The sequence below is a fragment of the Metabacillus litoralis genome (assembly GCF_003667825.1).
GTDB lineage: Bacteria > Bacillota > Bacilli > Bacillales > Bacillaceae > Metabacillus > Metabacillus litoralis_B.
In genome coordinates this window covers 1,526,059-1,547,812 of record NZ_CP033043.1, presented here as the reverse complement: position 1 = coordinate 1,547,812, position 21,754 = coordinate 1,526,059, and the positions used below count along the sequence as shown (strand labels likewise).

Genomic DNA, 21,754 nt, shown 5'->3' with positions numbered 1-21,754 from the left:
GCAGAATGTGGAACAACAACTTTAAGATTGTGAATAAATTCACTTAAACTATCGGAAATGTTTAGTGAGAAAAGAAGGTATTAAACATTTATTTCCAGAATTATTATATAAAACGATACAATAGGAGAAATGTCCAATGACACTTCATATTAGTAAGGAATTAAATAATAAGGATAAACAACATATTGACGATCAACTTTACAGGTTTAATTTAAAGCACTTTCCAAAAGATTTGGGAGGTAGATATGAAGAAATCTGTCTATTTCTTAAGGATGATAACGGCACTGTTCGTGGTGGCATCCTTAGTGAGTTATGTTGGAATTGGTTGGAGATTCATACCTTTATGTTAGATGAGGACATAAGAAAATCAGGGTATGGAACTAAATTATTATCAGAGCTTGAAAAAATCGCTTTGGAAAAAGAATGTGATTTCATAAAAGTAGATACTTTGAGTTTTCAAGCATTAGATTTCTATAAAAAGAATGGTTATCAAGTGTTCGGAAGTATAGATAATGTGGGTAGAGAATTTAAGCATTATTACTTAAAAAAGGATTTAAAGAATATTTAATAATGCCTTGGAAAATAAGTTACTTTTTTTCACTTACGGTTGCTTGAGTTGAATACCAGGGGTTGCTGCGGCAATCCTTTTCTTATTCGACTAAAGGGGCAGGTTAGCACAAGAAGACATTTATACTTTACACATAATAAAAAACATTTTATATCGGGAGGAATGAAATTTTGAGGAATACATTCAAATCAAGTATTTTATCTTTATTATTTGGAGTATTATTCTTAGCTGGTTGTAGCGGGAATGAACTTAACTTACAAGATGGGGATAAACATATTACCGAAGAAATGGATAAGGTCATTTCCGATTACATTATCCAAAAAAACTCAAGCTCGTTTTCTGATACAGAAAAGCAATTTGAAGTCCACAAAGTATATGGCACGAACGAGTTGGATGGGGTCATAAGCGTCTATATGTGGTCTTTTTATGCTGGTTTTAATAAATCTACTGGAATAGAAGAACAATCTGGTCATTCATTACCTGCCGTAATTCAATTAAGTAAAAAAGAAGAAAATTATTCTGTTATTGAATACATTGAACCACAAGACGGTAGTTTATATCAGTCCTCTCTAGAAAAAATGTTTCCTAAAAAATACTTAAAATTGGCTAAACAAGAAAGTGGGAATATAGGGGGGTTACAAAAAGAGATGGATAAAAAAGTAAAACAATGGTTAAAGAAACGGGAGTAATTGTGAGTTAATTTGATATTCTGGTAAGTAACGGGTGCGTTAATTCAATAACAATCTTCAACAATAAAAGCGCCTTTCTGGAACTAGGGAAAGGTGCTTAATTTAGTTTAAGCAGAACATAGACAAAATAATTAAAAAATATGATAAAGCTTAACGAAAAAGTGAACCAATTTGCTATGAAATGGTAATAAGGTATTGAAATAAAAAAACAGGAGGTGAATTTATTGAATGAGAGAGCTTTAATAAAACGTATAAAATCAGGAGATGAAATAGCATTTAATGAGTTATTTAAACCTTATATTTTACAATCAAGAAGGACAGCTTATTTATTTTTATATGATTATGGGATGGCACAAGATGCAGTTCAAGAAGCCTTGTTTGAAGCTTATAAATCTATTGGTCGGTATGATCCTAGTAAAGCATCATTTAAAACATGGTTTAACAAAATTGTGGTCAATTGTTCAATAAAAATGTTGAGAAAGAAGAAATATATAGCTTACTTTTCAAAGAAAAATGGGGTAACAAACAATGAAACTCCAGAAATTAGGAATATTATTGATGAAGAGACTAAGGAAATATATCAATGTATAAATCAATTAAGCGTAAAATTAAGAATTGTTATCATTCTTTATTATTTTCAAGATTTATCTATTACAGAGATAAGTAAAATGCTGGATATTAGTGAAGGGACGGTAAAATCTAGACTCTATAAAGCTAGACAGAAATTAAGGAACTTATTGAGTTATGAAGAATATATGGGGATAGGCGGTGGAAGTTATGGAACAAAAAATTAGGAATACCCTGAATAAAATAGCACAAGAGTACGATTTTGATGACAATATTATATTTAGTATCCCTTATAAGGAAAAATTATATAAAAAATCACTGGTAAGCAAAGTAACAGATATTCTAAGGGGAAATTTAGTTACTTGTGCTATTGCAATTTTACTCATAATTCCAACTAGTGCTTGGGCTTACCAATCATTTCTTGCTGATCAATTTTATGGTTCGTTTGAAAATATTAAAAAGCATATATCAAGTGCTACTATGGAAGGATATTTGCTTCTGGATGCAAAGATATCACAGGCACAAGGAGAGTTAGAAAAAGAAGAATACCTTCATTTTAAAGATTTATTAACAAAGATTACTACTGCTAAACTTAAATATGGAAATGGGTATGGTAATATCGATTACTCTCAAATCCCAATTTCAGAAATGTACAGTTTAAGGGACGTGCTATATCAAATTCAACCTTACTTTGATAAGTTAAACGAGCAAGAATTAAGTGTAGAGGTTTTGACTGCTTCAGAATATGATCATTACATAAATACTCTGATAACATACGAACAAATAATGGCGCAAAGTGGAATGAAAAATCCAGAAGATACAGATAAGATTCCAAATAATTTAAGAGAAAAGTTTACTGAAGCAGAAAATTATCTAATGTACGTTAATGATAAGCAACTTAATAACTAGAAACATAGTTAATTATTAGATGCAATTTTTAGTAATCGAGCTAAAGAAGTAGAGAAAAGAGGGTTGCTGCTACGACCCTTTTATTTATATATACAAAATCAATCATTAACTACAGAAGAGGGGCATTTAATACAAGTCCGTCTCTTATCTTTCTTTTATTAATAATAACAATTCCAAACGCAACAAAGAGCATCTCAATAAAAAAAGAATCCTTTAAATAGAGAAAATGGAGCTTTCGGATGTTCTTTCTTTGTTTAATCGTCATGATTTACAACTAGAATAATCGTTCAACCATCTTAGAAAAGTTGAAATGAAATTCCACAGAGTGTGCTGTAACATAAATAGGGATTGAATATTTTAGATTGATCTTCCACAATAAAAGCGCCTTTCTGAACAACGAAAGGTGTTTTGTTTTTTCGCATTTGTTGAATAAAACTAGTAATGAATGTATAAATAAAATAATTAGATATAATATTAAAACCCAGCTAATTTTCTTAGGAGTGTAGCTGAAATTATAGAGTGAGATATGCATTAAGAAACTTAGGATACACTCGGATTTTAAATTGATTCGATACAAATTTTAGTTAGTTTGGAATAATTATCCTTGTAATTACTTACTAAAAAATTTGAGTTGAGTTATAATTGATAGATACTAATTTAATGGGAGGATAATCTTATGTACAATATAGTGAAGATTCTCCTTATTTTAGTAATGTTTTTATCAACAAACCAGTGGTCTGCTCTTCATAATCCTAAAGAATACAACGATCAAATTAAAACAGAGTTTTCAACAAATACAATATTTGATCAAATTAATACATTCACAATTAATTCTCCAAATGATAAGCTGAATTTTCCCCAAATTTATTTTAATATCCTAATAACACTTGTGATTTATTGTTATGTAATAAAAATAAATCGTTTTTTTCAATTACATATCTACTATGAAAAGTTAAAGGAGCTCCTAACCCCTATCAAATACAAATCTAGGTTTTTCTATAATCCAAATTTAATCAATCATAGATTCTAATTTGGATTAGGAGGAAACTAATTGAAACTCACAAAAGTAATATGGTTATTTTTAATAATTATAGCGTTAGGATTAGCCATAGGAACAACATCTGACCAAGTATTAAACCGTTTAAAACTTGGATTGGATTTACAGGGTGGCTTTGAGGTTTTATATAAGGTTGAACCTATTAATAAATATGATGATATTGATGAAGATGTTTTAAAGAACACTATAAGTGCTTTAAATAATCGTGTAAATGTTTTAGGGGTATCTGAACCAAATATACAAGCTGAGGGTTCAGACCGAATCCGTGTGCAACTAGCAGGTGTTAAAGATCAGGCATCTGCCAGAAGGATGTTGTCAACAGAAGCTCATTTAACTTTTAGAGATATAAATGATCAACTAATGTTAGATGGAAGCGAAATTGAATCAGCTAAGCTCTCTTTTGATCAATTTAATAAACCAATTGTGAGTATTAAATTAAAGGATCCAAATAAATTTAAGGATATAACTAGTGATTTGTCCAATAATGTTTACCCGAACAATATACTTGCCATTTGGTTGGATTATGAAGATGGATTAAATTTTAAGGAAGAACAACAAAAGCCCAAACAAAAACAGCGTATAATCTCGGCACCTCAAGTTAAGGAAACACTATCAGATGACAATGTAATAATCGAAGGTGATTTTACATTAAAAGAAGCTAATGAATTAGCATCAATGTTAAATGCGGGAAGTTTACCAGTAAAATTATCAGAGATTTATTCACAGTCAGTTGGTGCACATTTTGGGGATGATGCATTAAGCAAAACGATATTAGCTGGAATAATAGGAATAAGTTTAGTATTTCTATTCATGGTAGGTTATTATGGGATTTCTGGTTTAATTTCAACATTTACTTTATGTGCCTATATTTACATGATTCTTTTGATTTTTGATTGGATGAATGGTGTATTAACATTACCTGGAATAGCTGCTTTAATTTTAGGTGTTGGTATGGCGGTAGATGCTAATATTATTACGTTCGAAAGAATGAAAGATGAATTAGCAGTAGGGAAAAGCCTTGAAAATGCATTCCGTGCAGGAACTCGAAGAGCCTTTATTACAATCCTAGATGCAAATTTAACTACTATATTGGTTGGATTAGTACTATTTACTTTTGGAACAAGTGGTGTAAAAGGTTTTGCGACAATGTTAATTATTAGTATACTAATAAGCTTTTTAACAGCCGTATGGGGTTCTAGAATCTTATTGGGGCTTCTCTTAAAAAGCAATATTTTAAAGGGGAAAGTTTTAATACTTGGAGTGGCATTAAAACGACTCGAAATATTAAATGTTAGAGCAAGTCAGTATGTAACAAATTCTAAAAGAAAACTGGACTTTGTAAAATACCGAAAGTTTTTCTACAGTATTTCGCTGCTTGTTTTTTCGATAGGTATATTTTCATTTATTTTAAATGGTCTTAACTTAGGTATAGACTTTACCAGTGGCACGAGAGTCGAAGTAATTTCAGATAATACAATGGATACAAATAGATTAAAAACGGAATTTAGGAATTTAAATTACGATCCAGATATTACAATTTCAGGAAAGAAAGACAATATAGGAGTTGCCGTAATTAAGGGTGATATAAATCAGAGTGAGGTAGAAAAGATTAAAGATACTTTCAAAAGTGAATATGGTTCAGAACCTAATGTTAATGTAGTGTCACCAATAGTTGGAAACGAATTAGTGAAAAATGCTATAAAGGCAATAATAGTAGCATCATTTGGGATAGTTATATATTTGACTATTCGATATGAGCTAAGTTTTGCATTAACAGCCGTTGTCGCTTTATTTCACGATGCTTTACTAACGATATTTGTGTTTAGTTTTTTACAAGTAGAAGTAAATTTATATTTTATAGCAGCAGTTCTCACAATTATTGGGTACTCGATCAATGATACAATTGTGACTTTTGACAGAATTAAAGAACATTTAAGGGAGGTTAAATTAATCAATTCTGTACAAGAGCTGCAATCAATTGTAAATATAAGTTTACAACAAACACTATCTCGTTCGATTAATACTGTTTTAACCGTATTAATGACTGCTTTTGCCCTATATATTTTTGGAAGTGAATCCATTAGTGGTTTTTCATTGGCTTTATTAATTGGATTAATAGCTGGAACGTACTCTTCATTATTTATTGCGTCGCAGCTTTGGTTTGATATTAAATCAATGAAACTAAAAAAAGGTAACATTGTATTCTATAAGGAAAAAGAGAAATATGATACTGACAAACCACTTGTTTAAGTAATGTATTCTTCCCCTTGTTTATTTTCATGAAATAGATAAGGGGGTGTTTTTTATTCATATTATTGTAGGGTGTTCAGGCAAAAGGACAGTTAACTAGTTAATTTTATTTATGTCGATCTTCAACAATAAAAGCGCGCAACACCCAAGGTCGATTGTTTTGGTGAATGAGGTCATTTGTAGCACAGAAAAGGATAGGTAAAGCAGATATGTTCACTGCTCTCCCTATCCTTCTTGTTTTATCCTTTATAATGTGTAACATTACATAGAAAAATTCGTTATAAAAGACTTCCATTGTTTTCTTGACCTTTAATAAAACTAAAAACTGGAGTTTTATTTTTTAGAACAGTAACAATCAAATTAGACTTGTTATCAAAAATGTGATGAGCTATCCTGACTTGTTTTTAAATCAATTGCGGATTGAAGCAGGTTACAAATAGTTGTCACCCCTTGTCTTAATTGCTGTTCATTCACATAAGAAAAGCTTAATCGTAAATGATGATTTTCCTGCTCGGTAGGGTAACAAGCTGAGCCAGGTAAAAAAGTAATTTGTTCTTTTTTAGCTTCCATTAAGAAGTGATCTGTATTAATCCAAGAAGGAAGAGTTAGCCATATGTTTAATCCTCCTTCTGGTATGAACCAAGAAACTTCTTCAGGAGAATGTAGTGTGAGAATTGCCAGAACAAGATCGCGCCTTATCTTTAGAGCTGTTCTTAATTTCTTTAGATGATCCATCATTCTTTTTGAAGTAATAAATGGAATGATTGCTTTTTGGGTAAGTAAAGGACTACCTAAGTCGGTATTCGCCTTCGCAGCTAATAAACGTCTGAATATAGAACCAGAAGCAGCTAATATTCCAATTCTACAACCTGGAGCTAATATTTTGCTTAAGCCTTTCAAGTAAATAACATGACCGTCTTTGTCTAGACTTTTCATTGATGCTGGAGGCTTTCTTTCAAAATATATTTCACTACATGGGTCATCCTCAATCACTAAACACTGCGTACTTTTAGCAATTTCAAGAATTTGTCTTCGGCGTTTGGTGGGCATGATAGCACCAGTGGGATTATGGAACGTAGGTACTGTATAAATGATTTTTGGACTATATTTATCAAACAAATTTTGGAGTAAATCTACTCTCATTCCATCGCTATCAACAGCAACGGTAAGAATAGTAGCACCTCTCCCACGAAACACATCAATAGCTCCTGGATAAGTTGGGGCTTCCATGACTACTACATCACCTGGACCTACAAAAGTACGAGCAATTAGGTCAATTCCTTGTTGTGAACCACTAGTAACTAAAATATTATCAGGAGAGGTTGGTAGATCCATCCTCTGTAAATACTCAACCATTGCTTGCCTAAGCGCTTTATCTCCTTGGATTTCTCCGTACTGTGAGAGAACTTTTGGGTTTTCAGAAAGCATCTTGTGAATTTCTTGCTCTAAGTATCGATTTGGTAGAAGACCAGGATCTATCATTGAAGACGAAAGATGGATTTTTTCAGGGACTTGGTGAAAACGAGCAAATTGAGACCTAGGTAAATAATCCTGAACAGAAAGTTGCCAATCATATGAATGAGTTCCTTCTTTACTTGTTTCTTCCATTTTCGTCTTCCTAATAAACGTTCCTTTCCCTTGAACTGAAGTTATAAATCCCTCTTGTTCTAGCTTTTGATAGGCCTTTACTACAGTAACTAAACTTACTCCAAGTTGTTTTGAGAGTTCGCGTACAGAAGGTAATTGTAGCTCTTCTTCTAAGAGATCTGAACGGATATGGTCGAGAATCGAAAGGTATATTTGTTTCGTTATTGAAACGTCAGAATTACGTTGAATTTCAATATGCATGATTTTTCTCCTTTAAGTGTTATACTCGAGCGTTGAGTGTTATATATAAACAGGTATAAACTACCATTAATTTAGCAAACACATTATAACACTTGGAGGGAAATGAAATGAAATACTTTGTAGTCGATGCTTTTGCAGATAAGGTTTTTGAAGGAAATCCAGCGGGAGTATGTCTTATGGATGAATGGATTTCAGATGAACTTATGCAGAGTATAGCAATTGAGAATAACCTATCGGAAACAGCATTTACAGTAAAAGAAGGAGCACATTATGGGCTGAGATGGTTTACACCTGGAGGAGAGATTAACCTTTGTGGGCACGCAACGTTAGCAACAGCATTTATCATTCTAAATTACTATGAAATGCAATTAGAGAGTGTAAAGTTCAATACAATCAGTGGAAAGTTAACTGTAAAGAAACAAGATGATTTGTATGAACTGGATTTCCCTTCCGTTCTTTCAGAAGAAATTTCTGCTACTGACCAAATGATTAACGCTTTGGGAATTGTACCAAAAGAAACATACCTAAATAGAGATCTATTATTCATACTAGAGTCCGAGGAAGAAGTTAGAAACGTATCCCCTGACTTTGCCATATTAGAAGCATTGCCGGAAGGATTGGGTGTTTGTGTTACGGCCGAAGGAAGTGATTATGATTTTGTCTCCCGAGGTTTTTTCCCTAAGCTAAAAGTAAATGAAGATCCCGTAACAGGTTCCTTACACTGTAGCTTAATTCCGTTTTGGGCAAAGAGGCTAGAAAAAAAGGAAATGGTTGCTAGACAATTATCAAGTAGAGGTGGAACTCTTTATTGTAAACATAAGGATACTCGAGTAAAGATGGCCGGAAAAGCAGTATTATATTCAGTAGCTGAATTAAATATCGAGGTTAAATCTTGAGAACATTAAATATTTCATTAAAACTAAGTTGAAACGAAATTTTGGCATAATCATGACCTAAATTAAACTAAATAGCTAGACGCATTTTCTTATTGCGTTAACGAAGCAGTAATCTTTAATAAGAATTATGGATTTATATGGTAAAATCTAAAAAAAGGAGTGGGGTATATGAATGAAATAGATATTGCGATGACTATATATATTATTTATATGATTGTAGCGACTTTTGTAAGTTTTAAATATGGTTCGACTATGATTAGAAAAACAGGATTGTTTTTACCCCAAACCTTAATTGCAGGAACAATTAACTTAGCATTAGGTGTATGTGCAATCATAGGCTGGTTCTTCTTCGCTTGGGGTGTAAATGAATTTCTATTTTTTGGAGGGTTAGTGTTAGGTATCGGTTTATTAGTTGTAGGTGAAGCCGTTTTGATTACAGCCTTATTTCTGAAACGAAAGAAATGGATACAAATTTACAATGAAAACTTTAATTAAAGGAATAGTGATACTTCACGAACGGGAGCTTTAGTTCAAGTGCGATCTTCCGAATAGAAGCGCTGTTCTTGAATATAACATATGCGTCTTATAGTAAAATTATTGTGATTATTGAGTATTTTTATTCAGGAATATAGTAGGGTTACTTTTACAATTTAGTTAATTTTTACCTTATTTTTCCTAAATCGTTCATTTATAATGCATAAGTATGTAAACAAATAGCTATCTGAATTGTATCTTGAAGATGTGCTGGTTTGGGTGAAGAGTATTAGAAATAAGTACAATGATTCAATTGCATTGAGAATGAACGGTTGAGGAGATGAGGTGAGGTTTTGAGAGTACTTGATTCACAGTCGCTAGTCGATACGATGGATCAACGATCAAATGATTACGCAAAACTACGATCACAGCTAGAAACCTTACAAAAAACGTTTCAAGTGATTGTCCAACTAGACTCATTTGTCGGGCAAGGTGCCGATGCGATAAAAGGGTTTTATAAGGCTCATATGGAAGTCATAGATGCCTTGTTTTTATTAATAGATTGTCAAATTGCGTTTTTTGAAGGAGTAAAGCATAAATTAGTCAGTGAAAAGTTAGGTGCAGATACGGTTGTACATAGCAGCTTTTTAGAAGATGAATTAAGTAAAAGTGAAAGACAAGCGGCCGATATGGCCGATCAATATAGAAGTGAACTAAATAGCATCTTCCAAAAAATAAATGATATACTTTCCTTACAAGTATTTTCCACCTCAGACTTTCAGGTAAACTTGGAAGATGCACAAATGAATAGAGAAAAAACAATAGAAGTTGTTGAGAGGGTCGATCAAGAGTTACTCAATGAATATATGTATTCCATCTATGAACAGGACAATGCACAAGCCTTGTTTCAGGCATTACGAGATGCCACTACTACAGGAGTAAGAATACAACCCATTTCCTTTGATGCAAAAGCCTTTCGTGCGAGTGAAATCTATCAGCTTCAAGGAGGAGCAAAGTTTCATACGGATACCTACCTTCGGCTGAAAAATAAAGAGCTTGAGGAAATGGGAATCCAAACCAATACAAGATACGAAGCTAATGGGAATCATGATGAGTTTAATTTGGCTGAGTTTTCTGGTTATTATGATATACTTCGTGCCAGATACGGATTTGATCCAGTAACTGGATTAGAGCTGAGATTAGATGAACGATTGAATTATGCATTGTTAACGTATATTAGGTTTGGTTCTAGACCTGTCGTGGAAGATAGAGAAAACCATGAAGCTGTAAAACTCACAAAAGAAGAATTTGAAGCAATTCAACAGGATCCTGTAGAAATTGTAAATGTTATTGATGAAATGAAAGAATATAGTGGTGACTATTATGTATATGGAAATGGTCTAACTATCAGAGTATTTGGGAATGTTCGTGAGAAGGTAGATAAGATACCACCAGATAGAGTAGGTGGAGGAAAAGAATTAGATACCTTTTTTGAAGGAACACCTTTAGCAATACTAGAATATGTAATGAGACCAAAGACTTTCATCAAAAAGTCTATAAATAACATTGTGAAAAAGCAAGTTGGTAAGGGTGATGCCAAGCTAAGCCCATCCAATTATCCAAATCCAGACCCACCTATGTCTATTCCACCTGTAAGATATGAGCCAAAAACAATTGAAGAAGTCATAAGAATGCGTCAAGGAAAAGGACCAACAACTAAAATGACCCATGGTGATAAAAATATAGAAGCACACCATAGGCAACAAGTCCCTGTTAAAAATGGTGGGATATTAGATGAATTAGAGCAAAGAACTCATAGAGGTGGAGGAAATCATACACGTCATGAAAAACCTTCCCAGTTAACTCCTTCTCAAAGAGCAAAGGAGATTAGAGAACACTATAAAGAAAGAGGAAAAGGATATATACTACCAGGAGAAGGGATTTAAAAGGAGGAAAAGTAAGTGACAAGAGATGAGATTGCAAAATTATTAGATGGTTTATTAGATAAAGAATTAGGAAATTTAGATATTCCTTTGGCAAGTGATTGGGAAAATATCGAAAAAAAGTTTGGATGTTTATTTCCATCTGAATTTAAATTTTTTATTGAATTAATGTCTGAATATTCGTTTCCAGGAGATATCTTAAATGTTTCCAATGGAAATACAAATGGAAATGACACTATTGAATTTACCTATGACTATGAAATGAAACAGGGGGGATGGAAGGAAGAATTAATCCCATTTTATGGTATAGGTAATGGTGATTACTTCTGCCTTCTATCCAATGAGTGTCCAAACTCAGGAGTTTACTATTATTCACATGAAGAAACTAATGTAGATAAAGAAGCTAATAACTTTGAAGAATGGTTAAAACAGTTACCGACTTTTTTGAACTAATAAATAACAAACTTTGGTAGGCTAAATGCCTTTCTAGGTTTGTTTACTTTATAAAATGATCTTCAACAATAGAAGCGCCTTTCTGGAACAAGGAAAGGTGCTTATTTTACGTTTTTGACTATGTTTATATGTTAAAATTAGGAAAAAAATTCAAGGATAGTTTACAGATTGAATGTTAACAAAGACTAAGGAGGGGAAAAATGAACAATTGGGAAACCTTGCCTGCATGGTTTTTGGTAGTATACTACTTATTTTTATTAATAACTTTAGTTGCTGCAATATTTAGTGTGCTAAAAAGGGTTAACAAGGGCTTGTCCATTGTAGCCATATTTATTACTTTTTCAGTTCCTATAATTTGGCTAGTCAATAGTATTGGTAGAGCAGAAGGAATTAACGAATTTGAACATTTAGTTAATCAGATACAACAAGGTGCTATGTGGTCTATTTTTACCTTGATAGGTTTTATGTTTCTATTTGTTTGGTGGGTATTGTACTTGCGCAATATCAAATAAGAGATTCAACAATTGTATCTAAACCTTAAAGATTAGGTGTATGATTAATTATTTTTATGTTAATTTCCACGTTTGTTGAATAAAACTAGTAATCAATGTCCATAATTCTAAAAAACTCAATAAATGGTAGGAGTGTGGATAGATTGCTATTATCTGAAGCATGGAGAAAATATGAATCTGATAAAAGGATTGAAGGTTATTCAGTCCTTACAATGCAAAATTACAAATATCAACTATATGTGCTAATGAGATGTTTTGGTGATATGGACATAACTAACTTTACCACGGATATATTGAAAGAATATCTGGTTGAAAAAGGAAGTCATTTAAAGCCTTCTAGCTTAGGACATAGAATAAGATTTCTCAAATCCATATTTAATTGGGCTCATGGCGAAGGGATCATAGTGAAGAATCCACAACTAAAATTAAAGAGCCGAAACAAGGGAAACGAATACCTAAGTTCCTTTCTGAACAAGAAATTGAACTCTTACGGGAATCTTGTCTTACTTCAATGGAAAAGGCATTATTTGAGTTTATGTATTCTACAGGATGTCGTATAGGTGAGGTTATAAAACTTAATCGTGATGATGTAGATTTTCATAGCCAGTCAGTTGTGGTTCGTGGTAAAGGTGATAAAGAAAGAGAAGTGTATTTTAATGTAAAGTGTGATATTTGGCTAAAAAGGTACTTAGATGAAAGAGTAGATACTGATCAAGCGTTATTTGTTACTGAAAGGAAGCCACAGCATCGAATGAGTATCGATTTAATGAGATATATTATAAAAAGAATATCCAATCGTGCAGGAATTAATAAAACGATTCACCCCCATCAACTTAGGCATAGCTATGCTACACATATGTTGAATAATGGTGCTCCACTTGATGTTATACAAAGTCTACTTGGACATGAAAAAAGTGAAACAACCAGGGTTTATGCTCAGTTAAGTGGAAAGCTAAGGCATCAGTTCTATAATCAATACTTTTAAAAAGATATTTAATGAAAAAGAGCACAGTAATTTGTGCTCTTTTTCATTAAGGCCATTTTGCTGAAGATCAATTAGAATAAAATTGTAATTGTAAAGAGGTGTAACGGAGTTTACTTCAAGATGGAGTGATAAAATAATTAAAAAAGTTAATGAGTGAGGTTAATTTAAGTATGAAAGAGATTTGGGAAAGATGGGAACCAGTACATAGTTTCCCTAAGAGGATTTATTTACAAAGTCTAATTGATAATAAAAATGGTCTTACTTTACTATTTGAAACAGGAGATGATAAAACAATAGCATTTAATTTCGACAGTGGAGTTTTATCTTATAGAAACACCGATGAAGGAGATTTGTATCAGACATTACGCGATTTAGATAAGGAGTATGGAGGTGAATTTTATAGTAATTGGTCACTATTCAAAGTTAAAAATTCTTCTTATCTTAATTGGTTTAAGAAAGAGGGGTGTGGGAAGTGGGATTACCAAGATGATGTGAAGCACTATGTATTTATGACATCCGATGATGTTGTTGAAGTTTTATCAAACTATTTACCATTAATTACTCTTTAAAGTGTAGATTAGTTCTTATTGAACTATAGGATGCAAATGTGTAGGATTCGTGTCGTTCTTATGGTAAGAGCCATATTGGAGAAGGTCAATTAAAATGAAAGTGTGATAAGTGTATGTGAATTACACTTAAACTGAACGGAGAGTTAAGTGGAAGAAGTGATAACATTAATTGGACTGAAAAGTAGGTGAAGTGAAATGTTAAATAAACAAGATGGCAAGATTAATGAAATAGTTTACCACAACACTTCTTACTATAACGGGAAATATAGATATTTCCCGACGATTACAGATTTAAAGTGTATTTTAGATGAAATTATTAATGCAAATTCAACTACAGATTATATAAGAATCACACCATTTTATATCAATGAACTATTGGATATGCAAATTGAGTTTGAAGAATATATATTTTTTATAGAATGTAGAGATTGGTTTGACGAGAAAATTCAGGAGGAACATATTATAGATTGTCTTAATGTTCCAGATACATCAAGAGTACATAATGATTTTAGGTTAGGTTCAATATTATATCCTCTATGTCAAAAAGAAGATGTAAGGTCATTTAAAATTGCTCTTGAACAATATAAGGAGAAATTAAGAGAAATTCTCCCCATAATGATGGAAATTGCAAAAAAAGAAATGGAATTAACAGCTGATCATATACCATTCGGATATTTCTGCTTTGAAATACATAGTGGGTGAAATAATAGTTGTTAAACTAAAAGGGGCGTTAATACATCAATCATCTACAGCAACAAAAATGCTGATCTTCCACAAAAAGAAGCGCGTTTATGAAAGAAGTAAAATTCAATCATTAGTGATCTTCAAAAGTAGAGATGCATTTCATGTTGAGGTGTGCCTATTAAATGATGAAAGCACAGGATATTCTGTATCATAGATAGAATAATTCTAAGAGGAAATGAAGAAATGAACTGATACAGATTCTATTTAAGTAGGTGATTAAAGTGATAAGAGCTGCAACTTTTATAGATATTCCTTCAATAACACTCCTAAAACAGAAAATGTTTAAAGAAGTGGGTATGGAAGATCTTCTTAAAGCTAATTTTGTTCAGGTAGTTGAAAAGACATATAAAGATTTATATATATTAGATAAAGCAATTCACTTTGTTATTGAACAAAATAATGAAATAATTGCTTGTGCTGGAGCTTTTATTAAGGATGATATTCCATATTGCTTTTATAAAGAAGACCAGTACGGATTTATTGGAGATGTATATGTAGATCCTGAATTTAGAAATCAAGGTTATGCAAGTAAGTTAACAGATGAAGTGTTAAAGTGGTTTTCTAAAAGAGAAATTCATACAATCCGATTATTAGCAAGTGATAATGCAAGAAAACTATACCAAACACTAGGGTTTACTGAAACTGATCAAATGATTTTGCGAAGATAGATTAGCTATGTTTCTTACAAAGTAAAATTATCTATGAACTTCAACAATAAAAGCGCTGTTGTCGAGGAAACCAATTAACGGTGTCATTAAACATAGGACAACTTCATATCATATACAAACTAATATGAGTGGAGGAAAAGTTGTGAACTTAGTTGGTTATTTATTTCCTATCGTTTTACCTTTTCTGATATTAATTTGTATTATAGGTTTTACTAGGGAAATCTTTAAAAAGAGAAGTTAAGGGTTAGGTGACTAATTAGTGTTCAAACAACAAATGATCTCCTACAAAGCGCTTATCTTGAAAATAAAGGTAAGTGCTTTTTCATGTTAAGGCCAGTTTGTTAGGGACTGAGTTCTTACATCTAAGAATAACTGGTTTAAATAGAGGTTATCTCTTCTTTTGCTATATGTAGCAGGTTACTTATCAACAAATAAGATTCATAAAGGAAAGTAATGGTTCTTATTCCATTAAAACTGATATATATTAAAATTTCTGAAACCTCTAAAATAATAAGGAATAGACATTTTGTATGTAAGTTATTTAAAAGAATTTTATTGGTGGAAGTGATCGAGTGAGAGCAAAGAGGCTGATTATTATTTTTTTAGTAGTGTTAATTGGAGTTCTTGAATTACTTTTCTTAAATTTGAACTCACAAAAATATGTTTATATAACAATGTTTAATACCTTAATACCAATATTAAGTACAGTAATTATTGGGATGTTTTTCACAATAGTTGACTTAGATCTTTCTAAGTCATTTATGAGTAAAATTACAACATATATTTCTATTATCTTGTTGATATGTGTCCCTATAATTTATATTACAACTAAACCTGAATTTACCTATTCAGAATCACAAGGTACTATTAAGGAAAAAGAAGAAGTGGAAATAATAGAAAATCATTCTAAAACTATAAGTGATAATAATGATAAACTTTATTATTCTATAAAAGGGATTAAAGGTGAGGTAATAATCCATTTTCAATTTGATCCATATACAGGAGAATATATTACATTAAATCCTAAATAACGTTTTAGGGAGGGAATAACAATGAGTTAAGCCCTCTCATAACGCTAAGCAATTAAGAGATAAATATATATATTAATGCGCAACAATAAAAGCGCTGTTCTTGAATATAACATATGCATCTTATAGTGAAATTTTTGTGATTATTGAGTATTTTTATTCAGGAATATAATAGGGTTACTTTTGCATTTTAGTTAATTTTTACCTTATTTTTCCTAAATCGTTCATTTATAATGCAAAAGTATGTAAACAAATAGCTATCTGAATTGTATCTTGAAAACGTGCTTGTTTGGGTGAAAAATGTTAGAAAAAGCACAATGATTCAATAGCCATGAGAATGAACGGTTGAGGATTTGAGGTAGAAGAATTTGAGAGTACTTGATTCACAGGCTCTAGTCGATACGATGGATCAAAGATCAAATGATTACGCAAAACTACGAATACAGCTAGAAACCTTACAAAAAACGTTTCAAGCGATTGCCCAACTAGACTCATTTATCGGGCAAGGTGCCGATGCGATAAAAGGGTTTTATAAGGCTCATATGGAAGTCATAGATGCCTGGTTTTTACTAATAGATTGTCAAATTGCGTTTTTTGATGGAGTAAAGGATAAATTAATGAGTGAAAAGTTAGGTGCAGATACGGTTGTACATAGCAGCTTTTTAGAAGATGAATTAAGTAAAAGTGAAAGACAAGCGGCCGATATGGTCGATCAATATAGAAGTGAACTAAATAGCATCTTCCAAAAAATAAATGATATACTTTCCTTACAAGTATTTTCCACCTCAGACTTTCAGGCAAACATGGAAGATGCACAAATGAAACAATAGAAGCTGTTGAGAGGATCGATCAAGAATTACTCAATGAATATATGTATTCCATCTATGAACAGGACAATGCACGAGCCTTGTTTCAGGCATTACAAGATGCCACTTCAACAGGAGTAAGAATACAACCAATTTCGTTTGATGCAGAAGCTTTTCGTACGAGTGAAATCTATCAGCTTCAAGGAGGAGTAAAGTTTCATACGGATAACTACCTTCGGCTAAAAAATAAAGAGCTTGAGGAAATGGGAATCCAAACCAATACAAGATACGAAGGTAATGGGAATCATGATGAGTTTGATTTGGCTGAATTCTCTGGTTATCATGATTTACTTCGTGCCAGATACGGATTTGATCCAGTAACTGGATTAGAGCTGAGATTAGATGAACAATTGAATTATGCAATGTTAAATTATATTAGGTTTGGTTCTAGACCTGTAGTGGAAGATAGAGAAAACCATGAAGGTGTAAAACTCACAAAAGAAGAATTTGAAGCAATTCAAGAGGAACCCAAAGAAGTTGTAAATGTTATTGATGAAATGGGAGAGTACACTGGTGACTATTATGTATATGGAAATGGTCTAATCATCAGAGTATTTGGGAATGTTCGTGAGAAGGTAAATAAGATACCACCAGATAGAGTAGGTGGTGCAGAAGAATTAGACACCTTTTTTGAAGGAACTCCTTTAGCAATACTAGAAACTGTAGTGAGCCCAAAGAATATTATTAAAAAGTCTATAAACAACATTGTGAAAAAACAATTTAGTAAGGATGTTTCTAAAGGTGCAGGTGAAATAGGTTGGAGAATGTCAAAAGGCGGAGGAGTAATAAATGGAAGAAAGTATTCTCAGCATGCTTTGGAAAGAATGGCACCTGATACTCCTGAAGTGAAAGCTACTTTAACAAGTAGAGCAATTAAAAAAGCTGAAGAATTAGGTTATAAACCACAAACAAAAGAATTTAGTGACTTTATCAAAAAATATGTTGACCCAAGAAATATTCCACCTTCAGTTATTGAAGACGCTATAATGAATACGAAAAAGATACCTGGTAATAGAAGCGGAACGTTTGTTCATGATGCACAGGATGTCAAAGTAATTATAAATGAAGCAGGCGATGTTATCACAGTTATACCGAAATAATTAATAAAGGGATGAATACGAATGTTTATAAAGTATGATGAATATGATCTATTAGAACTTTTTCAAAGTGAGCCGGTGAGTATAACAGGCAATATAGATGATGGAGAATTAATTTATACTTTCAAAGATGACCAAAATTTCAAGGTGATTTTAACTTTAGATGTATATAAGCAAACGAGTAGTCTAAGTATTACATTTAAAGATTCTATAGTATTTACAGGTGATTTTAATAATGTAACAAGTATAAAAAAAGATGATAAAGCTATGGTAATGTATGTGGGCGAAGAAGAGAGACTAAAAGTTAAATTTTATAAACAAGTTGGAGTGGAGTTACTTTAAATTAGCCTTATTGTATTAGAAAGATTATATAAAAGAATGATGAAATTCTCTCCGATAAATCAGTAGATGAAGTAGTTGATACTTCTAATTAAAATGATATTGTTATCATACCTTGACTGGCTATTTGCCTTTCGAGGTTTTTATAGTTTATAAGATTGGGGCAAAGATAAAATGATTTATTTGAGAATCGAGAGCTCATGATGGTTGTACCAAATGGAGTAGCGTTTAAATACTTGGACGAATGAAAGCCCCATCTCTTAAATGGATAAATGATAAAGAGGTCAAAGTTAATGAACCTTGTAACAAGCAATATTTCTTATTGCACTAAAGAGTGCGTTAATTCAATATCCATCCTCAACAATAAAAGCGCGATTGTTGAGGATTGCAGACAGAAAATGATCAAACATTTTTTTGAAAATTGTATAGTGCTTCATAGTGAATGGACCCGTTTTGATCAATCTTTTTTTCAAAACAGGTTCATTTAATTTGACGTAAAATGTGGATTTTCAGGGTGTTAATGATCAAATTTTATTTTAAAGCTACACAATAAGCGGGAAACAAAAGTCAACATACTAAGTTGGCTTTTTTTGTATGCATTCTGGTATTTTTGTTCATTACTAATTTCTTGTTTAACTAACGGGTGCAGGTTAATTAAAAAGGAATATGCCTGTAATTGGTAGAATAAATAAATTCATAGATAAATCTTAACGTCTAAATTTTAATAAAAGAAGAATGTCTACAGGGAACTAACGAAATAAAAGGCCTAAACCAAAATAAGCACAGGGGGTAATTAAATGACACGATTGGGGACGCTATATTTTTTCTGTGGAAAAATGGGAGCTGGAAAATCAACTAAATCAAAACAATTGGCGATAGATAAACATGCTGTACTGTTGTCTGAGGATGATTGGCTTTCATCTCTTTATCCCAATCAGATCACATCATTTGAGGACTATCTAAAATTTTCTGCGCAGCTCAAGCCGTTGGTGAAAAAGCATGTCCAAAATATATTAAGTGTCGGTACAGATGTCGTGATGGATTTCCCAGCTAACACTCAAAAACTGCGAAAGTGGTTTTTGGATATGGCGTCAGAGGTCAATGCAAGTCATCAACTACTTTTCCTTAATTTGAATAACGAGCAATGCTTACGTCAAATTGAACAAAGGCGAAACGAACAACCCGAAAGAGCAGCTTTTGACACGGTAGAGGTGTTTATTCATGTTACAAGGTTTTTTGAAGCACCAGAGGTATCAGAGGGTTTAAATATTTTAGAGGTTAGCGGAAAAGAATGACAATGAGTTCAATGATACGTGAGTAAAGAGTAAGTGTTGAATATTATTTAATAGTTAACATTCAGAGAGCTGGTGTTGTAATGAAAGTTATATTAGAAAAAGCAACTGCCAATAACGCCAAAGAAATTTTTGATATTCAAGTTGAAGCCTTTATGCCATTATTGGATAAGTATAAAGATTATGAATCTAATCCAGCAAATGAAAGTATTGAAAAAGTAGTATCAAGAATTAATAGACCTGATGGTGGTTTTTATAAAATAGTAGCTGATAATAAACTTGTAGGCGCTATTTGCATTTTTACCAATGAGGAGACACAGTTTTGGATTAGCCCAATGTTCATTCTACCAACTTATCAAGGAAAAGGAATTGCACAGAAGGCAATTCAACTAATTGAAGATATGTTCCCCCAAGCTACTTCTTGGGAATTAGCCACATTATTAGAGGAAGAAAGAAATTGTTATTTGTATGAAAAAATTGGCTATAAAAAAACAGGCATAACCAAGAAGTTAAACGATAACGCAACGCTTATTTTTTATAAAAAGAGATGTAATTAACTTTTTTCTATCTTCTATTATCCTTAATCAAAGCGCTTATCTTGAAATATAGGTAAGTGCTTTTTAATGTTAGAACCAGATTGGAGAAGGCCATTTAGAATGAAATAATGATGAGTTACCTTTAAATGAACGAAGCAGGATAATTTAATAACGAAACTTTTAGGAGTGGTGATCGTAATTAATTATAAAAATTGTGTAGGGAAGTGGGTTTATTGGAACTTTTAATTAGTTTTATTATAGGAGTTTTCTTCCTAGTGATGGCATTATAGCTTTTTCCCTCCTCCTATTTTCTGGTTTATCGCTATATCTGAAAAAAATTTTTAAACTAAAGATAGGAAGGAGGAAAACAATTGAAATTTGATTACTCCATTTTTAGTTCAATACCAGATGATGATGTTTTAGAAGGAATTATAGAATTACATATAGCTATTTTTGGTACAACTGATAATTTGATTAACAAGATGAAAAATAAGCCTAAATTATTGGTTATTACGGCGATGACTGGTACGAAAGTTATTGGATATAAGATTGGATATGAACTTGACAATAAAAGATTTTATAGTTGGTTAGGTGGGGTGGACACTTATTACAGAAAACACGGTATTGCTTCTGAGTTAATGGAAAAACAACATCAATATTTAAAGGAAAATGGATATAGTGTTGTTCAAACAAAAACAATGAATAAATGGCATAATATGTTAGTATTGAATATTAAAAATGGGTTTGATGTCATTGATACCTATACTGACAAAAAAGGGTTACATAAAATAATTCTTGAAAAGAAATTAATTAACTAACGGTTGATTTCGTTCAAGATTAATTTTCCTCAATCAAAGCGCTTTTGTTGAATAAGGATAGTTGCTTTTTTGTTTATACGGCCAGGTTTCAAAATAGGATAACTGGACCTTTTAGTAGATATATATTTTTAGATAAATGGAGGCATCATTATGTGGTTAATATTAGGGCTTATTGCCATAGTAGCAACGTTTATAAATCTTTATCTGTATAATACAGGAAAAGATTACAAGCTTGCGATGGCAATAGGTTTATCATTTACAGCATTAACACTCTGTGCAGAACATAGTCTTGTATCTAATTGGGTAAAAGCTGAGGATTGGTCTGCTTTATTGGATGTTGTACCTACTATGGAAAAGGCTTTGTGGTTTTTAACAATTGTTTCTATCTTACTAAATATTGCACCTGTACTTTTAGAGCTGAAAAATAAAAAAGCACATTAGCTTAGCAGCTGTCATTACGACAGTTCTTGATTCTAATAGTATCGAGACAGTATGCCACTAATAGTTCATTCAATCTATAACTTTCATTAACAACTAATGTTGATAGCAAAACCAGGGACTTCAAAATAAATCTTTCTTTTCACCGGTATCAACCAAAATAAAAGACTTCCATCAAACTTAACAGATAAATTTGAAGGAAGTCTTT

Annotated in this window: 24 protein-coding genes and 1 pseudogene; 24 read left to right on the top strand and 1 reads right to left on the bottom strand. The window is 32.0% G+C overall.

The genetic code is table 11. The features are described 5' to 3' along the window. Positions 1 to 136 precede the first annotated feature (136 nt). The 6 genes from D9842_RS07255 to secD all read left to right on the top strand — a co-directional run bounded on the left by D9842_RS07255 (position 137) and on the right by secD (position 6,040). Positions 137 to 568, top strand: a complete 432-nt coding sequence (locus D9842_RS07255; RefSeq protein ID WP_121661949.1) for a GNAT family N-acetyltransferase — start codon at positions 137 to 139, stop codon at positions 566 to 568. 170 nt (positions 569 to 738) lie between these two features. Then, positions 739 to 1,257 (top strand): hypothetical protein, encoded by a 519-nt coding sequence (locus D9842_RS07250; protein WP_121661948.1) that lies wholly within the window; start codon positions 739 to 741, stop codon positions 1,255 to 1,257. A gap of 224 nt (positions 1,258 to 1,481) precedes the next feature. Continuing rightward, positions 1,482 to 2,051, top strand: coding sequence for an RNA polymerase sigma factor (locus D9842_RS07245; RefSeq protein WP_162987346.1), 570 nt, complete (start codon positions 1,482 to 1,484; stop codon positions 2,049 to 2,051). Beyond that, the gene (locus D9842_RS07240; RefSeq protein WP_121661946.1) at positions 2,035 to 2,733 is read left to right on the top strand and encodes a DUF3600 domain-containing protein; all 699 of its coding nucleotides are present in this window, start codon (positions 2,035 to 2,037) and stop codon (positions 2,731 to 2,733) included. The genes D9842_RS07245 and D9842_RS07240 overlap by 17 nt, the downstream gene beginning before the upstream one ends. A gap of 676 nt (positions 2,734 to 3,409) precedes the next feature. Then, positions 3,410 to 3,763, top strand: a complete 354-nt coding sequence (locus D9842_RS07235; protein ID WP_121661945.1) for a hypothetical protein — start codon at positions 3,410 to 3,412, stop codon at positions 3,761 to 3,763. A 21-nt stretch (positions 3,764 to 3,784) separates the two neighbouring features. Continuing rightward, complete coding sequence (secD, locus tag D9842_RS07230; protein ID WP_121661944.1) at positions 3,785 to 6,040, top strand: protein translocase subunit SecD; 2,256 nt, start codon at positions 3,785 to 3,787, stop codon at positions 6,038 to 6,040. 372 nt (positions 6,041 to 6,412) lie between these two features. Here the strand turns inward: secD and pdxR are convergent, their stop codons facing one another. Then, positions 6,413 to 7,888: a MocR-like pyridoxine biosynthesis transcription factor PdxR gene (gene pdxR / locus D9842_RS07225; protein ID WP_121661943.1), complete on the bottom strand. Its 1,476-nt coding sequence runs from the start codon at positions 7,886 to 7,888 to the stop codon at positions 6,413 to 6,415. Between the two features lie 107 nt (positions 7,889 to 7,995). Here pdxR and D9842_RS07220 point away from each other — a divergent pair, with 107 nt between their 5' ends. From D9842_RS07220 to D9842_RS07140, 18 genes and pseudogenes are all read left to right on the top strand, one after another. Then, on the top strand, positions 7,996 to 8,784 hold the full coding sequence (locus D9842_RS07220) for a PhzF family phenazine biosynthesis protein (RefSeq protein ID WP_121661942.1): 789 nt from the start codon (positions 7,996 to 7,998) through the stop codon (positions 8,782 to 8,784). A 168-nt stretch (positions 8,785 to 8,952) separates the two neighbouring features. Continuing rightward, positions 8,953 to 9,279 carry a hypothetical protein gene (locus tag D9842_RS07215; RefSeq protein WP_121661941.1) on the top strand — a complete coding sequence of 109 codons (327 nt, stop codon included), beginning with the start codon at positions 8,953 to 8,955 and terminating at the stop codon, positions 9,277 to 9,279. 332 nt (positions 9,280 to 9,611) lie between these two features. Further along, positions 9,612 to 11,204: a T7SS effector LXG polymorphic toxin gene (locus D9842_RS07210; protein ID WP_121661940.1), complete on the top strand. Its 1,593-nt coding sequence runs from the start codon at positions 9,612 to 9,614 to the stop codon at positions 11,202 to 11,204. Positions 11,205 to 11,219: 15 nt separating this feature from the next. Then, complete coding sequence (locus D9842_RS07205) at positions 11,220 to 11,654, top strand: SMI1/KNR4 family protein (protein ID WP_121661939.1); 435 nt, start codon at positions 11,220 to 11,222, stop codon at positions 11,652 to 11,654. A 200-nt stretch (positions 11,655 to 11,854) separates the two neighbouring features. Continuing rightward, positions 11,855 to 12,166 (top strand): hypothetical protein, encoded by a 312-nt coding sequence (locus D9842_RS07200; RefSeq protein ID WP_121661938.1) that lies wholly within the window; start codon positions 11,855 to 11,857, stop codon positions 12,164 to 12,166. Positions 12,167 to 12,309: 143 nt separating this feature from the next. Beyond that, positions 12,310 to 13,151: pseudogene (locus tag D9842_RS07195) on the top strand (tyrosine-type recombinase/integrase). A 170-nt stretch (positions 13,152 to 13,321) separates the two neighbouring features. Beyond that, positions 13,322 to 13,720 carry a hypothetical protein gene (locus D9842_RS07190; RefSeq protein ID WP_121664976.1) on the top strand — a complete coding sequence of 133 codons (399 nt, stop codon included), beginning with the start codon at positions 13,322 to 13,324 and terminating at the stop codon, positions 13,718 to 13,720. A 195-nt stretch (positions 13,721 to 13,915) separates the two neighbouring features. Beyond that, entirely contained in the window at positions 13,916 to 14,422 is a 507-nt protein-coding gene (locus D9842_RS07185; RefSeq protein WP_121661937.1) for a hypothetical protein, read from the top strand. Beyond that, positions 14,403 to 14,618: a hypothetical protein gene (locus D9842_RS25740; protein WP_162987345.1), complete on the top strand. Its 216-nt coding sequence runs from the start codon at positions 14,403 to 14,405 to the stop codon at positions 14,616 to 14,618. The genes D9842_RS07185 and D9842_RS25740 overlap by 20 nt, the downstream gene beginning before the upstream one ends. A 67-nt stretch (positions 14,619 to 14,685) precedes the next feature. Then, the gene (locus D9842_RS07180) at positions 14,686 to 15,132 is read left to right on the top strand and encodes a GNAT family N-acetyltransferase (RefSeq protein WP_121661936.1); all 447 of its coding nucleotides are present in this window, start codon (positions 14,686 to 14,688) and stop codon (positions 15,130 to 15,132) included. A gap of 572 nt (positions 15,133 to 15,704) precedes the next feature. After that, on the top strand, positions 15,705 to 16,163 hold the full coding sequence (locus tag D9842_RS07175; RefSeq protein WP_121661935.1) for a hypothetical protein: 459 nt from the start codon (positions 15,705 to 15,707) through the stop codon (positions 16,161 to 16,163). A gap of 365 nt (positions 16,164 to 16,528) precedes the next feature. Beyond that, the gene (locus D9842_RS07170; RefSeq protein WP_121661934.1) at positions 16,529 to 16,990 is read left to right on the top strand and encodes a T7SS effector LXG polymorphic toxin; all 462 of its coding nucleotides are present in this window, start codon (positions 16,529 to 16,531) and stop codon (positions 16,988 to 16,990) included. Positions 16,991 to 17,067: 77 nt separating this feature from the next. After that, the gene (locus D9842_RS26240; RefSeq protein WP_257535998.1) at positions 17,068 to 18,126 is read left to right on the top strand and encodes a hypothetical protein; all 1,059 of its coding nucleotides are present in this window, start codon (positions 17,068 to 17,070) and stop codon (positions 18,124 to 18,126) included. Positions 18,127 to 18,147: 21 nt separating this feature from the next. Next, positions 18,148 to 18,465 carry a hypothetical protein gene (locus D9842_RS07160; protein ID WP_121661933.1) on the top strand — a complete coding sequence of 106 codons (318 nt, stop codon included), beginning with the start codon at positions 18,148 to 18,150 and terminating at the stop codon, positions 18,463 to 18,465. 794 nt (positions 18,466 to 19,259) lie between these two features. Next, positions 19,260 to 19,757, top strand: a complete 498-nt coding sequence (locus D9842_RS07155) for a P-loop nucleotide/nucleoside kinase family protein (RefSeq protein WP_121661932.1) — start codon at positions 19,260 to 19,262, stop codon at positions 19,755 to 19,757. Between the two features lie 80 nt (positions 19,758 to 19,837). Then, positions 19,838 to 20,311 carry a GNAT family N-acetyltransferase gene (locus tag D9842_RS07150; RefSeq protein ID WP_121661931.1) on the top strand — a complete coding sequence of 158 codons (474 nt, stop codon included), beginning with the start codon at positions 19,838 to 19,840 and terminating at the stop codon, positions 20,309 to 20,311. Between the two features lie 350 nt (positions 20,312 to 20,661). Next, entirely contained in the window at positions 20,662 to 21,108 is a 447-nt protein-coding gene (locus D9842_RS07145; protein ID WP_251404975.1) for a GNAT family N-acetyltransferase, read from the top strand. Between the two features lie 150 nt (positions 21,109 to 21,258). Beyond that, a complete protein-coding gene (locus D9842_RS07140; protein ID WP_121661930.1) occupies positions 21,259 to 21,549 on the top strand; it encodes a hypothetical protein in 291 nt (96 codons plus the stop codon). The last annotated feature ends 205 nt before the right edge of the window (positions 21,550 to 21,754 follow it).